The sequence below is a fragment of the Bradyrhizobium sp. AUGA SZCCT0169 genome, assembly GCF_018130085.1.
Classification (GTDB): domain Bacteria; phylum Pseudomonadota; class Alphaproteobacteria; order Rhizobiales; family Xanthobacteraceae; genus Bradyrhizobium.
In genome coordinates, this window is the sequence record NZ_JAFCMC010000023.1 from 19,713 (window position 1) to 33,195 (window position 13,483).

A 13,483-nucleotide genomic window follows, 5' to 3' on the forward strand; every position below is an offset into this window, starting at 1 on the left:
GATGGGAAAGTACATTCTCAGACGCCTGACTATCGCCCTTCCCAGCCTGCTCGGCATCAGCCTCATTCTGTTTGTGCTGCTCGCGCTGGCGCCGGGAGATCCGTTCGGCGAACTGGCTACCAACAGCAATATTCCGCCCGAGGTGGCCGCGGCGTTGCGGGTGAAATTCGGGATCGACGATCCCATTATGATTCGCTACCTGCGCTGGCTCGCGGCGATGCTGCAGGGCGACTGGGGCTTTTCGTTCGCCAGCCGCATCGACGTCGACCAGCTGATCCTGCAACGCGTGCCGACCACATTGTTTGTGGTCGGCTCGTCGCAGATCCTGGCGTTGGCGGTGGCGCTGCCGGTCGGCGTCTATGCGGCGATGCGGCCCTATTCGATCTTCGACCAGATCGCCAACACCTTTGCGTTCGTCGGCTTCTCGCTGCCGACGTTCTTCACGGGCTTGCTGCTGATCCTGGTCTTCAGCGTCAATCTCGGCTGGCTGCCGTTCGTGTATCGCGCCGACATACCAGGCAGCGGCTGGCAATGGGCCTGGGAATATTTCAAGCAGGCCATCATGCCGATCGCGGTGCTCGGCCTGTTTCAAGCCGCCTCCTATACCCGTTACGTGCGCTCGGCGGTGCTCGACGTCATCCGGCTCGACTATGTTACAACGGCACGCTCGAAGGGCCTCAATGAAGGCAAGGTCGTCATCAAGCACGTGGTGCGCAACGCCTTGATTCCCGTGGTGACGCTGGTCGCGCTGCAAATGCCGGCCGTGTTCGGCGGCGCCATCGTCACCGAACAGATCTTCCGCATCCCCGGCATTGGTTCACTGCTGATCAGCGCCATCCTCGCCAACGACACGCCGGTCATCATGGCGGTGACCTTCGTGTTCGCCTGTCTCGTCGTCGTCTTCAACCTTTTGGCCGATATCATCTATGGCTGGCTCGACCCACGCATCTCCTATCGCTGACGTCGTCGTTCCGCTCGAGGGACGCCCGCGCCACATCTCGCCCGGCTTTGACGCCTGGCGAAAATTTCGCCGCCATCGCATGGCGGTCGCGAGCATCGCGATTTTGACGTTGCTGACCGCGGCTGTCCTGTTCGGGCCGCTGATCTGGCGGATGCCGATCAACGAAATCGATTTCACGGCGCGGCTGAGTCCGCCGTCGTGGGAGCACCCGTTCGGCACCGACGATCTCGGCCAGGACCTCCTGGCGCGCATGCTGTACGGCGGACGCATTTCGCTGGCGGTAGGGTTCGCGGCGATGGCGGTCGCCATCATCGTCGGCGTCCTGATCGGGGCGATCTCGGGCATCTCCCGCGGCAGCGTCGACGCCGCCCTGATGTGGATCACCGACCTGTTCCTGGCGTTGCCGCAGCTGCCGCTGTTGCTATTGGTGATCTATCTGTTCCGGGATTTCCTCAAGAACTGGGTCGGCGCCGAAGGCGGCGTCTTCATCCTGATCGTGCTGGTGATCGGCGCGTTTCGCTGGATGCCGGTGGCGCGGCTGGTGCGCGCGCAGTTTCTGTCCTTGCGCGAAAAGGAATTCGTCGAGGCGGCGCGCGCGCTCGGCGCCACCACGCCGCGGCTGGTGATCAGGCATATCCTGCCGAATTCGCTCGGGCCGGTCATCGTGGCCGGCACCATCGACGTTGCGGCGGCCATCATCGCGGAATCGACGCTGTCGTTTCTCGGCCTCGGCTTTCCGCCTGACATCCCGACCTGGGGACGGCTATTGTTCGACGCCAAGGATTATCTCGACATCGCGCCGCACTGGGCGCTGTTCGCGGGCGCCGCGATTTTCCTGACCGTGCTCACCATCAATTTCATCGGCGACGGATTGCGCGACGCGCTCGACCCCCGGAGAGTCATGTGATGTTGCGTCCGGAGGATACCGCGAACGTGCCTGCAGCACGGACCGGCGAAGCGCCCTTGCTCGACATCCAGGGCTTGAAGACGCATTTTTCGACGGATGACGGCATCGTGCAGGCGGTCGACGGCGTCGACATCGCCGTCCGGCGCGGGGAAACCGTCTGCGTGGTCGGCGAGTCCGGGTGCGGCAAGACGGTCACTGCGCTTTCGGTGCTCAAGCTGATCGCAATGCCGCCCGGACGGATCGCCGGCGGGCAGATCCTGTGGCAGGGCCGCGACCTGGTGCCGATGGCGGCGGACGAGCTGAACCAGATTCGCGCCAAGGAAATCGCCATCGTGTTCCAGGAGCCGATGACCTCGCTCAATCCGGTCTACACCATCGGCGACCAGATCGGCGAAGTGATCGCCCTGCATGAGGGCTTAGGGCGCCGCGCCGTGCTGGAGCGGACCATCGACATGCTGGCGCTGGTCCAGATCCCGAACCCGGCGCGCCGCGTCAATGACTACCCGCACCAGTTCTCCGGCGGCATGCGGCAGCGCGTGATGATCGCGATGGCGCTGTCGTGCGGTCCGAAGCTCTTGATCGCGGACGAGCCGACCACGGCGCTCGATGTCACGATCCAGGCACAGATCCTCGATCTGCTGCAGGACATGAAATCCCGTCTTGGCATGTCGATCATGCTGATCACTCACGCCATGGGCGTCGTCGCCGAAGTCGCCCAGCGCGTGGTGGTGATGTATGCGGGCAAAGTGGTGGAGGAAGCCGCGGTCGAACAGCTGTTTGCCAACCCGCGCCATCCCTATACGCAGGGCCTGATCCGTTCGATCCCGCGCGTCGACCGGGGCGGCGGCCGCAAGGCCCGGCTGCAGACCATCGCCGGCACGGTGCCGAAGCTGATCAACCCGCCGGGCGGCTGCCGCTTCGCGCCGCGCTGCGGTTTTGCGACCGATGAATGCGTGCGCGCACAGCCTGCCTTGCGCGAGCTCGAACCCGGCCACAAGGTGGCCTGCATCCACGCCGAAGCGACGGTGGTTCAATGAGCGAGCCGCTGCTCAAGGTAAAAAAACTGACCAAGGAGTTTCCGCTCAAGGGCGGGTTGTTCGGCGGTCACACCGCCAGCGTTCATGCCGTCGACGGCGTCGATTTTCACGTCGATCGCGGCGAAACGCTGGGCCTGGTCGGCGAATCCGGCTGCGGCAAGTCGACCACCGGCCGCTGCGTGCTTCGCCTGATCGAGCCGAGTTCGGGCGAAATCCATTTCGACGGCAAGGATGTCCGGTCGCTCAAGGCCGACGACCTTCGGATCCTGCGCCGCGACATTCAGATCATCTTTCAGGACCCCTATGCGTCGCTCAATCCGCGCATGAATGTGGGCGCGATCGTCGGCGAAGCGCTGATCATCCACCAGTTGACCAAAACCAAACAGCAGTTCGAAGAGCGCGTGGTGGATCTGCTGGAAACCGTCGGCCTGCGCGCGGACCATATGGGCCGCTATCCGAACGAATTCTCCGGCGGCCAGCGCCAGCGCATCGGCATCGCGCGGGCGCTCGCGGTCGAGCCCAAGCTGATCATCTGCGACGAGCCGGTGTCGGCGCTGGACGTTTCGATCCAGGCCCAGGTCATCAACCTGCTGGAAGATTTGCAGGAGAAGTTCGGGCTCGCCTATCTCTTCATCGCCCATGATCTCGCCGTCGTCGAGCATATCTCCAAGCGCATCGCGGTGATGTATCTCGGGCGTATCGTCGAGATGGCGTCGGCCCACGAGCTGTATGCCTCGCCGCGACATCCCTACACTGAAGCGCTGCTGTCGGCGGTGCCGATACCGGATCCGAAAGTGAAGCGGCAGCGCGTCCGGCTGTCGGGCGAAGTGCCGAACCCGATTTCTCCGCCGACCGGCTGTCACTTTCACACAAGGTGCCCGATCGCGCAGTTTCCGCTATGCAAGAGCGAGGCTCCGCCGCTCAAGCAAAGCGCCGACGGCCACTGGGTCGCCTGCCACTTCCGCTGACAAGGGCGCGACGCGAAGGATCAGGCGCCTCTTGTGATCAGACAGGTTTTGGCCGATGTCTATAGCATATGCCTTGGAGATGAGCCCATGCCTGAGCAGAGGCGCGTCAGACTGTTTCGCAATGGCCGCAGCCAGGCGGTCCGCATTCCTGTGGAGTTCGAATTGCCAGGCGACGAAGCTATCATGCATCGCGACGGCAACCGCTTGGTGATCGGGCCAGTGCGCAAACGCGGACTGATCGCCTTGCTCAAGGCGATGAAGCCGCTTGACGGGGCGTTGCCTGAAATCGGCGATGTATCCGTGGCCTGAACATGGAAAATTGGCTTGCTTGAGACGGCAGACCCATGCCCACTGATTTTCAGGAATTACTTCTCGCATACGAATACGTAAGCAGCGGGGCCGGCCTGCATCAGGCCTTCCTGTGCAGACGGACGGGCAAGATCCTCTGGCATTCCGATTTTTCCGATCACGATGAATTCAACGACGAGTTACCCGACGACATCGAGGACGACGAGAAATACATCGCAATCCCCGACAAACGGGAGCTCGATCTCGGCAAACCCATGGCGCTGAATTTTGCGCGTGAATTTCTGTCTGATGACTTCGACGAGGTCAGATATATGTTCAGCAGGCGTGGTGCCTACAAGAAATTTCGGGCGCTGCTGATCCGCAGGAATGTGCTTGAGCGCTGGTATGATTTCGAATCGAAAGGCACTGCGCGCGCGTTGCGCGAATGGTGCGAGATCAACTCCATTGAAATCACCGGCTGACGCCGCGCAACGCAGTGCATCACCCTTTTCGGGCGGCGGCGGCGCAAAGCGCTCGCTCATTCCTGTTTCCAGAAGCGCTCGTTTGGCATTATCCCGGCTGGATCAGCAGAAAATTCGGGTCTGATGCGGTTGAGATAATACATATTCACCAAACCCTGGTGCTTCACTTCGACGGCACCACGGGCGTCGGTCTCGAAGCGCGTCTTGATGTGCTGCCAGGTCGATTCGGCGATGCTGACGCGACCGGGAACACCGGCGGCTTCGACCCGCTGGGTAATATTCACGGTATTGCCCCAGATATCGTAGGTAAATTTGTGTTTCCCGACGACGCCGGCGATGACTGGACCGGTATTGATTCCAATTCTCACCTGCCACGCCGGCAGGTGCAGCTTCTCGCGTTGCCGATTGATCCTGGCCAAATGATCGATGACCTGCAGCGCTGCCAACGCGGCATCGATGGCGTGCGAGCGATTGGGCTCCGGCACGCCGCCAACGGCGAGATAGGCGTCTCCGATCGTCTTGAGTTTTTCGAGGCGATGCTTGGCCATGATGTCGTCGAACACGGTGAAGTGCTGGTCGAGCTGGTCAATGACGCTCGCCGGCTCCATGGTTTCGACCAGCCGGGTGAAGCCGGTGAAATCGATCAGGATCACCGTCGCAGAGTCGAAGAAGCGCGGCTGAACGCGGTCATTTGCCTTGAGCTCGGCTGCGATCGATGACGGCAGGATGTTCAGCAGCAGCTTGTCCGATTCGGCCTTGCCGACAATTGCGTGGTCGCGCGCACGCTCCAACTCACGCAGCATCTCGTTGCGCACGAGCAATTGCCGGCGCAATTCGAGGTGAACCATGGTCTGCCGTGCCAATCGTCTGAGCGCCTCCTGCTGCTCGAAGGTCATTTCTCGCGGCTCGAAGTCGATCACGCACAAGGTGCCCAGGGCATGACCATCCTGCGTGATGAGAGGAACGCCGCAGTAGAAGCGAATGTGCATATCGCCCGTCACAAGCGGGCTGGTATTGAACCTTTGATCCTTTATCAGGTCGGGAACGTAGAGGATGTCGTTGTTGCAGATCGTGGCCGTGCAAATCGAAATTTCGCGCGGGCATTCCGAAAGCTCTGCGGGAAGTGGGCCGTATTTCGCCTTGATCCATTGCCGCGATGCGTCGACGAAGCTGACTAGGGCGGCGGGGCTGCCGCAGATCTGCGCCGCCAGTTCGGTGATTTCGTCGAATCCAGGTTCTGGAAGCGTGTCGAGGATCGCGTAATTCGCTAGCGCGACAAGGCGTCCGGGCTCGTTGGCTGGAAGCATTTGGTTCATGACAAGCCCTTCGCGTTAGCAGGGTCATCAAGTCTGGTCGCGATACACGAGCCGTTACATAGCCGCATCTTTCCGTCGTGAGAGACGAACACGGCTAGGCGTCAGAAAGTTCCTGGAGCCATGCTGTCGGCTCAAATTAGCACAGTGGGGGCTGAAAGACGAGCGATGGGAAGAGTACAGTGGGAACGCGTGGCCGACATCGCCGGCAGAATGGCCCGGCAAATAGGCCGGGAATCGGAAAACTTACGCCGGCAGGGGTTTTGGCACAGGCGCGCCATTGAGCAGCTTGCCGATCTCCGGCTTGCATGCCCCGCAATTGGTGCCGGCTTTTAATCGTTGACCAATGGCTTCGACATTTAGCGCGCCTTTGTTGATCTCGGCCGAGATTTGCCGTTGCCCGATGCCGAAGCACGAACAGACGATCGGCCCGATATCTTCGCCGGCTTCCGGCGGCTGCCCTGTGAGCAGCGACATCCGCGCCTTTGGCGAGAGCGTGTTTTCCGCGAACAAATTGGTCAGCCATGAACGCGACACCAGTCTGTGGTCCGAGGCGATGAAGATGCATCCCTCCAACCGCCCGTCGCGAATGCTCGCATAGCGATACCGGCCGATGCTCGGATCGCGATAGGCGAGCCATTCGATGTCCGCCTGCTCGGCGCGGAGCTGCGCGCGCGCCCAATCGCGCCAGCTCGCCGGCCGTTCCTCGATCGCCAGCTCCATGCGCCAGCACATGCCCGCCCGTCCGGAAACCCAGTAGCCCTGCTCCGGGCGCTCGATCTCGTAACGGCTGAGAATAAAGGCATGCCATTTCGGCAGATAGGGCTCGGCCTTCACGGGCGTATGCTTGGATTCCGGCTGTCCGGATATCGGGTCGGTCGCGGGATTGACCAGCGCGTTGATCAGGCCGTCGCCGGCATACTCGCCATTCCAATGCATCGGCACGAACACGCAGCCGCGCCGCTGTTCGGTGGTGACGGTCACGCGCGCCACCATCTGGCCCCAGGGACTGGTCAGCCGGGCGAGCGCGCCATCTTCGATACCGGCCTTGCGCGCATCCTCGGGGTGGAATTCCGCACAGGGTTCGAACATGTGCATCATCAGTCGCGGCGCTTTCCCGGTCCGCGTCATCGTATGCCACTGATCGCGAATCCGGCCTGTGTTGAGGACCAGAGGATGCTCGCGGCTGGTCGGGTTCTTGGGCGGTCGCGGCACGACCGGAACAAAGCGCGCCTTGCGATCGGGGGTGAAGAAGCTTCCGGACTCGAACAGCCGCGCCGTGCCGGTCGGATAATCCCGCGTCACCGGCCATTGTACCGGGGCGAGCGTTTCGTAAGCGCGATCATCGAGCGTGCTCAAGGCGGAGAGATCGAAGTCCCGCGCGCCATTATTCTCAAAGCCCGACAGGCTGGCATGCTCCCGAAAGATCTCGGCGACGCTCATATAGTCGAAGCCCGAAAATCCCATGCGGCTGGCGACATCGCAGATGATCCGCCAATCCGGACGCGCGGCGCCGGGCGCCGGCATGAACGGCCGTTGCCGGGAGATGCGGCGCTCGGAATTGGTGACCGTGCCGTCCTTTTCGCCCCATGCCGTCGCAGGCAGCAGCACATCGCCGTGACGCGTGGTGTCGGTATGCCGCATGCAATCCGACACCACGACGAGATCGCAGGCATCCAGCGCGGCGCGAGCGCGAGTTGCATCCGGCAGGCTGACCAGCGGATTGGTGGACATGATCCAGACCGCCTTGATGCGGCCGGCGGCCATCGCGTCGAACATCTCGACCGCCTTGAGCCCGGTCTTGTCGGCGATGACGGGCGAGCGCCAGAACCGCTGCACGAGTTCGCGATGGCGGGGGTTCTCGATCTCCATATGGGCGGCGAGCTGATTGGCGAGGCCACCGACTTCGCGTCCGCCCATCGCATTGGGCTGGCCGGTCAGCGAGAACGGCCCCATGCCGGGTTTTCCGATCCGCCCGGTCAGCAAATGGCAGTTAATGATCGCATTGACCTTGTCGACGCCGCTGCTCGACTGGTTGATGCCCTGCGAGTAGAGCGTGACGACACGCTCGGTCTTGGCGAACCAGCTGAAAAACTGCTCGACTGCACCGCCCGTCAGCCCGCAGACATCGGCCGTGTGCGCCACGGTCTGGCCGGCGACTTGCGACAGCGCCGCCTCGGCGCCGGTGGTGAAATCGCCGACGAACGCGCCATCGGCCGCCTTGTTCTTCGCAAGATAGGCCAGCAATCCGTTGAACAAAACGGAGTCGCTGCCCGAACGAACCGGCAGATGCAGATCGGTGCCCTCGCAGGTCGCCGTCCGGCGCGGGTCGATGACGACGATGCGGCAAGCGGGATTTTTCGCCTTCGCCGCCAGCATGCGCTGGTGCAGGATGGGATGACACCAGGCCGCATTGGATCCGACCAGGACCAGCAGGTCGGCCAGTTCCAGGTCTTCGTAACACCCCGGAACGGTGTCGCTGCCGAAGGCGCGCTTGTGACCGACCACGCTGGAGGCCATGCACAGCCGCGAATTGGTATCTATATTGGCGGTGCCGACAAAGCCCTTCGCGAGCTTGTTGACGACGTAGTAGTCCTCGGTGAGCAGCTGGCCCGAGACGTAGAACGCCACCGCGTCAGGCCCGTGCTCCCGGATTGCCTTGCTGAATCCATCGGCGACATGGCCGAGCGCGGCATCCCAGGTCGCAGCGCGGCCGTCGACCATCGGCTCGAGCAGGCGTCCTTCCAGACCGATGGTTTCAGCCAGCGCCGATCCCTTCGCGCACAGCCGCCCGAAGTTTGCCTGATGCACCGGATCACCCCGGACCGTGACCGCCCCGGCCTGGTCCCTGTCGGCCACGACGCCGCAGCCGACACCGCAATAGGGACATGTCGTCTTGACTGGCACGCGTCGTTACCCTCAATCAGCGGAAGCGGTGACTACCTCACGAACGGACAGCCACACGGTGCCGTTCTCCACCTTGGCCGGATACGAGTGCGCGCATCCCTCGTCAGGAGCGACCGCCTCGCCGTTCGCAAGCTCGATGACAAAATTGTGCAGCGGACAGGTGACGCGCTTGTTGTGCACGATGCCTTGCGACAACGGTCCGCCCTTGTGCGGGCAGCGGTCGTCGAGCGCGAATACCTCGTCGTCTTCGGTCCGGAATACCGCGATGTTTCCCGACGCCGTGCGCACCACGCGGGCGCCGAGGCGCGGAATCTGGTCCAGAGCTCCGATTTCAATCCACCGTGTCATGCGAGCTCCGGTCATGCGAGTTCCAGCTCCGCCATCGGCGCAAACTCGTTGCGATCGACACCGCGTTGGGCGCGTTCCGCCCATGGATCGCTTTGCGAGAACTGCTGCGAATACACGAAGCGGTCGTACAGCGCTTTGCGGTTGGTGAGGTCATCGACCACCTGCTTGCGGATGGCATCGAGACCGACACGATCGCACCACTTGTAAATCCGCTCCAGATACCAGCCCTGCTCGCGATAGAGCTGCGTCAGTGCCGCGATCAACTCCAGCGTCTCCTCCTCGGTCGCCACCTTGGCGAGGAATTCGGTTCCCTTGATGTGAAGGCCGGCAGCGCCCGCGAAATGGATCTCGTATCCGGAATCGACGCAAATCACGCCGACATCCTTGCAAGTCGATTCGGCGCAGTTGCGCGGACAACCCGATACCGCCATCTTCACCTTGGCCGGGGCCCACGACCCCCACATGAATCTTTCGATCTTGATGCCGAGCCCGGTCGAGTCCTGGGTGCCGAAGCGGCACCATTCCGAGCCGACGCAGGTCTTCACCGTGCGCAGCCCCTTGGCATAGGCATGCCCTGACACCATGCCAGCGTCGTTGAGGTCGGCCCATACCGCGGGCAGATCCTCCTTCTTGACGCCGAGCAGATCGATGCGCTGGCCGCCGGTGACCTTGACGGTCGGAATCTTGAACTTGTCGGCGACGTCGGCAATGGCCCGTAATTCATCCGGCGTGGTGACGCCGCCCCACATCCGTGGCACCACCGAATAGGTGCCGTCCTTCTGGATGTTGGCATGGACGCGTTCGTTGATGTAGCGCGACTGCTGGTCGTCGCGATATTCGCCGGGCCAGGTGGCGAGCAAGTAATAGTTCAGCGCCGGCCGGCAGGAATGGCAGCCGTTGGCGGTCTTCCAATCCATGAACTTCATGACGTCGGGAATGGTCTTCAGCTGCTGCTCGACGATGACGCGGCGCGCGTCGTCATGGCTGTGATCGGTGCACTTGCACATCGGCTTGACCTTCGGCGCCGTCGAGTAGTCGCCACCGAGCGTGAACGCAAGCACTTGCTCGACGAGGCCGGTACATGAGCCGCACGATGACGACGCCTTGGTGTGGGCGCGCACGTCATCGATCGTGAACAGCTTCTTTTCGGAGATCGCCTTGACGATGGTGCCCTTGCAGACGCCGTTGCAGCCGCAGATCTCCGCCTCGTCGCCCATGGCGGCGACCGAATTCTGGCCGGCGTGACCGCCGTCGCCGAGATTGGCCGCGCCGAATACCAGGCGCTCGCGCATCTGCGAGATGTCGGTGCCGTCGCGCAGGTGCTGGAAATACCAGGGCCCGTCGACCGTATCGCCGTAAAGCACGGCGCCGACGATCTTCTTGTCGCGCAGCACGATCCGCTTGTAGACGCCGCGCGCGGCGTCCTGCATCACGACTTCTTCCTTGTCGGCGCCGGGCGCGAAATCGCCGGCGGAGAACAGATCGATGCCCGTCACCTTCAGCTTGGTCGAGACCACCGATCCCGAATAGCTGGCAAAGCCCTTCATGGCGAGCTGATTGGCGCAGACCTTGGCCTGATCGAACAAGGGTGCGACCAGACCGTAGGTCTGGCGACGGTGCTGCACGCATTCGCCGACCGCATAGATGCGCCCGTCATAGGTCTGCATAGTGTCGGAGACGACAATGCCGCGCTCGCAATAGATGCCCGCCTTCTGCGCGAGTTCGATGTTCGGGCGGATGCCGACGGCCATTACGACCAGGTCGGCCGGCAGTTCCTCGCCGTCGGCAAAGCGCACGCCGGTGACGCGGTCCTCGCCCAGGATCGCCTGCGTCTGCGCCGGCATCTTGAACACCATGCCGCGCTCTTCCAGCGACTTGCGCAACATTCCGCTGGCAACCGGATCGAGCTGTCGCTCCATCAGGCAGTCGAGCAGATGCACGACGGTGACGTTCATGCCGCGCTTCATCAAACCGTTGGCGGCCTCGAGGCCGAGCAGGCCGCCGCCGATCACGACGGCGTTCGGATGGCTCGTCGAGGCTTCAACCATGCGCTCGACGTCCTGGATATCCCGAAAGCCGATGACGCCGGGAAGATCCTTGCCCGGAAGCGGCAACATGATCGGGTTGGAGCCGGTCGCGATCAGCAGCCGATCATAAGCGACGCGCGCGCCCGTGGCGGTGACGACTTCGCAAGTGCGCCGGTCGATCATCACGATCGTCTCGCCCTTGCGCAGCGTAATGCCGTTGTCGTCGTACCATTGCTCGGTATTGAGCATGATGTCGTCGACGGACTTCTCGCCGGAGAGAACCGGCGACAGCAGGATACGATTGTAATTGCCGTAAGGCTCGGAACCGAACACCGTGATGTCGTAGAGGTCAGGCGCACGCTCAAGCAGCGTTTCCACTGTGCGGATGCCGGCCATGCCGTTGCCGATCACCACCAGCTTCTGCCTGCTTACTTTCTCGAGCATGATCTGCCTTTCGCATTCCGACGACACCGCGCGTAGACGCGACATGCGTCGTCGATCGGTGGAAGAGAGATTGGGAGTTTTGAGGAGCCCATCCGCGGGCAGTGACCATCATCAATGACGATCGATATTTCCTTCAATACAAAACGCGTGCCAACTTTGGCGCAGCGATTCCGCAAGCAATATCAATAGCTTTACGGACTGCCGCGAATTCGGGCGCTTGTGCGCACCGCACAAAAAAGCACCACCTTGCGCGTTTGAGTGGCGCGGGATGCTGCCCGCTGCAGCAAGTCGGGTTTTCTTCCCTGTCGGTGGAATAGCGGTCAACGCGTTGCGATTAAAGGCAAAGTGCCGCTCGCGATCGAATGGCACGGTTATTGCTGCCTTTAGAACCAATCGAGACCGTCTCAATGACGAGTACGGCTCTCGCTTTCACCACATTCCATCAGATGTGCCGAGACCTGCCGCACCTGTGCGCATGCTCGGCCGCATGATCGCGAGGCTGTCGCAATGAAGTTTGCTGAGTTCAAGAAGGCTGGCCATTGGCCGACGCTGCTGGCGGCGTTTCTTTACTTCGACATCAGTTTCATGGCCTGGGTCGCGCTCGGCCCGCTGATGGTCTACATCGCGCACGACATGAACCTCGCGGTCAGCGAGAAGTTTACGCTCGTGGCCATCCCGGTTCTGGCAGGCGCGCTGCTCCGCGTCCCGATGGGCATCCTCGCCGATATCATCGGCGCCAAGCGAACCGGCATTATCGCGCAGCTCATCGTCACGGCGGCGACGGCCTGGGTCTGGCGGTACGGACTCGACAGCAAACTCGCGATCATCATCTTCGGCCTGGTGCTCGGCATTGGCGGCGCGTCCTTTGCCGTCGCTTTGCCACAGGCGAGCCGCTGGTACCCGCCGCAATATCAGGGCGTGGTGATGGGCATCGCAGGCGCCGGCAATATGGGCGTCGTCATCGATACGATGCTCGCACCGACGATCGCCGAACATTTCGGCTGGCAGGCCGTGTTCGGGTTCCTGCTGATTCCGATGGTGCTGGTGCTCGCGTATTACGTCTTCGCGGCCAAGGATGCGCCGGGCGAACGCAAGCCGATCTCGCTGAAGGCCTATGCCACGCTGCTACGCGATCCTGATAGCCGCTGGTTCATGTTCTTCTACTTCATCACTTTCGGCGGCTTCGTTGGCCTCGCCAACGCGCTGCCGCTGTATTTCACCGTGCAGTATCATGTGTCCGGTGTGGCGGCGGGTCTGCTGGTCTCGCTGATCGTCGCCTTTGGCTCCGGCTTCCGCCCGGTCGGCGGGCTGATTGCCGACCGCATCGGCGGCATCCGCTCGCTGTCGGTGCTGTTCGCGGTTGTCATCGCGGCTTATCTCGTCATCGCCTTCATGCCGGAAGGGCCGGCGGCGCCATCAGCGGCGGGCTGGTCGCTGCTGCAGATGCCGCGCATCGCGTGGATGTCGGTGCTGCTGTTCTCGGTCGGCACGCTGGCGCTCGGCATGGGCAACGGCGCGGTGTTTCAACTGATCCCGCTCCGCTTCCGTCAGGACATCGGCCTGATGACCGGTCTGGTCGGCTGCGCCGGAGGCGTCGGCGGCTTTTTCCTGGCTCAGGCGCTCGGCACGGCCAAGGCCGCAACCGGCGGCTTCGGGGCCGGCTTCGTGTTTTTCGGGGCGCTGGCATTGCTTGGCTTTATCGGACTTGCCATGGTCAAGGTCCGCTGGCGCACGACATGGGGCGCGGTTTCGGGGGCGCGGGTCTGACGACGCGCGCTTCCAAGGGCTTGGCAGGTCGCTG

The 13,483-nt window shown here is 62.6% G+C and carries 12 protein-coding genes; 7 read left to right on the forward strand and 5 right to left on the reverse strand.

Annotated elements, in window-relative coordinates; genetic code table 11:
- The first annotated feature begins 1 nt into the window (after position 1).
- The 6 genes from JQ609_RS23250 (at position 2) to JQ609_RS23275 (ending at position 4,643) form a co-directional block, all read left to right on the forward strand.
- Entirely contained in the window at positions 2-961 is a 960-nt protein-coding gene (locus JQ609_RS23250) for an ABC transporter permease (protein ID WP_212209358.1), read from the forward strand.
- Complete coding sequence (locus tag JQ609_RS23255) at positions 927-1,868, forward strand: ABC transporter permease (protein WP_212209357.1); 942 nt, start codon at positions 927-929, stop codon at positions 1,866-1,868. The genes JQ609_RS23250 and JQ609_RS23255 overlap by 35 nt, the downstream gene beginning before the upstream one ends.
- Complete coding sequence (locus tag JQ609_RS23260; RefSeq protein ID WP_212275090.1) at positions 1,868-2,905, forward strand: ABC transporter ATP-binding protein; 1,038 nt, start codon at positions 1,868-1,870, stop codon at positions 2,903-2,905. Before JQ609_RS23255 ends, JQ609_RS23260 begins: the two co-directional genes overlap by 1 nt.
- Positions 2,902-3,873 carry an ABC transporter ATP-binding protein gene (locus JQ609_RS23265; RefSeq protein ID WP_212275091.1) on the forward strand — a complete coding sequence of 324 codons (972 nt, stop codon included), beginning with the start codon at positions 2,902-2,904 and terminating at the stop codon, positions 3,871-3,873. Before JQ609_RS23260 ends, JQ609_RS23265 begins: the two co-directional genes overlap by 4 nt.
- Positions 3,874-3,960: 87 nt before the next feature.
- Positions 3,961-4,182, forward strand: a complete 222-nt coding sequence (locus tag JQ609_RS23270) for an antitoxin (protein ID WP_212209354.1) — start codon at positions 3,961-3,963, stop codon at positions 4,180-4,182.
- Positions 4,183-4,217: 35 nt separating this feature from the next.
- Positions 4,218-4,643, forward strand: a complete 426-nt coding sequence (locus JQ609_RS23275; RefSeq protein WP_212275092.1) for a hypothetical protein — start codon at positions 4,218-4,220, stop codon at positions 4,641-4,643.
- Positions 4,644-4,699: 56 nt separating this feature from the next.
- On the opposite strand, the gene JQ609_RS23280 is transcribed toward JQ609_RS23275, so the two are convergent.
- The 5 genes from JQ609_RS23280 to JQ609_RS23300 all read right to left on the reverse strand — a co-directional run bounded on the left by JQ609_RS23280 (position 4,700) and on the right by JQ609_RS23300 (position 12,051).
- Positions 4,700-5,959, reverse strand: coding sequence for an adenylate/guanylate cyclase domain-containing protein (locus JQ609_RS23280; protein WP_212275093.1), 1,260 nt, complete (start codon positions 5,957-5,959; stop codon positions 4,700-4,702).
- A 243-nt stretch (positions 5,960-6,202) separates the two neighbouring features.
- Complete coding sequence (locus JQ609_RS23285) at positions 6,203-8,863, reverse strand: nitrate reductase (RefSeq protein WP_212275094.1); 2,661 nt, start codon at positions 8,861-8,863, stop codon at positions 6,203-6,205.
- A gap of 12 nt (positions 8,864-8,875) precedes the next feature.
- On the reverse strand, positions 8,876-9,211 hold the full coding sequence (gene nirD, locus JQ609_RS23290; RefSeq protein ID WP_212209350.1) for a nitrite reductase small subunit NirD: 336 nt from the start codon (positions 9,209-9,211) through the stop codon (positions 8,876-8,878).
- An 11-nt stretch (positions 9,212-9,222) separates the two neighbouring features.
- Positions 9,223-11,682, reverse strand: a complete 2,460-nt coding sequence (gene nirB, locus JQ609_RS23295) for a nitrite reductase large subunit NirB (protein ID WP_212275095.1) — start codon at positions 11,680-11,682, stop codon at positions 9,223-9,225.
- A gap of 111 nt (positions 11,683-11,793) precedes the next feature.
- On the reverse strand, positions 11,794-12,051 hold the full coding sequence (locus JQ609_RS23300) for a hypothetical protein (RefSeq protein WP_212209348.1): 258 nt from the start codon (positions 12,049-12,051) through the stop codon (positions 11,794-11,796).
- A gap of 138 nt (positions 12,052-12,189) precedes the next feature.
- On the opposite strand from JQ609_RS23300, the gene JQ609_RS23305 reads away from it, so the two are divergent.
- On the forward strand, positions 12,190-13,449 hold the full coding sequence (locus JQ609_RS23305) for a NarK/NasA family nitrate transporter (protein ID WP_212275096.1): 1,260 nt from the start codon (positions 12,190-12,192) through the stop codon (positions 13,447-13,449).
- Positions 13,450-13,483: the final 34 nt, after the last annotated feature.

What these genes read in the sequence shown, in the direction of transcription:
- JQ609_RS23250 (WP_212209358.1), top strand. Translation starts at nt 2, where the DNA reads ATGGGAAAGTACATTCTCAGACGCCTGACTATCGCCCTTCCCAGCCTG.
- JQ609_RS23255 (WP_212209357.1), top strand. Translation starts at nt 927, where the DNA reads ATGGCTGGCTCGACCCACGCATCTCCTATCGCTGACGTCGTCGTTCCG.
- JQ609_RS23260 (WP_212275090.1), top strand. Translation starts at nt 1,868, where the DNA reads ATGTTGCGTCCGGAGGATACCGCGAACGTGCCTGCAGCACGGACCGGC.
- JQ609_RS23265 (WP_212275091.1), top strand. Translation starts at nt 2,902, where the DNA reads ATGAGCGAGCCGCTGCTCAAGGTAAAAAAACTGACCAAGGAGTTTCCG.
- JQ609_RS23270 (WP_212209354.1), top strand. Translation starts at nt 3,961, where the DNA reads ATGCCTGAGCAGAGGCGCGTCAGACTGTTTCGCAATGGCCGCAGCCAG.
- JQ609_RS23275 (WP_212275092.1), top strand. Translation starts at nt 4,218, where the DNA reads ATGCCCACTGATTTTCAGGAATTACTTCTCGCATACGAATACGTAAGC.
- JQ609_RS23280 (WP_212275093.1), bottom strand. Translation starts at nt 5,959, where the DNA reads ATGAACCAAATGCTTCCAGCCAACGAGCCCGGACGCCTTGTCGCGCTA.
- nirD (WP_212209350.1), bottom strand. Translation starts at nt 9,211, where the DNA reads ATGACACGGTGGATTGAAATCGGAGCTCTGGACCAGATTCCGCGCCTC.
- nirB (WP_212275095.1), bottom strand. Translation starts at nt 11,682, where the DNA reads ATGCTCGAGAAAGTAAGCAGGCAGAAGCTGGTGGTGATCGGCAACGGC.
- JQ609_RS23305 (WP_212275096.1), top strand. Translation starts at nt 12,190, where the DNA reads ATGAAGTTTGCTGAGTTCAAGAAGGCTGGCCATTGGCCGACGCTGCTG.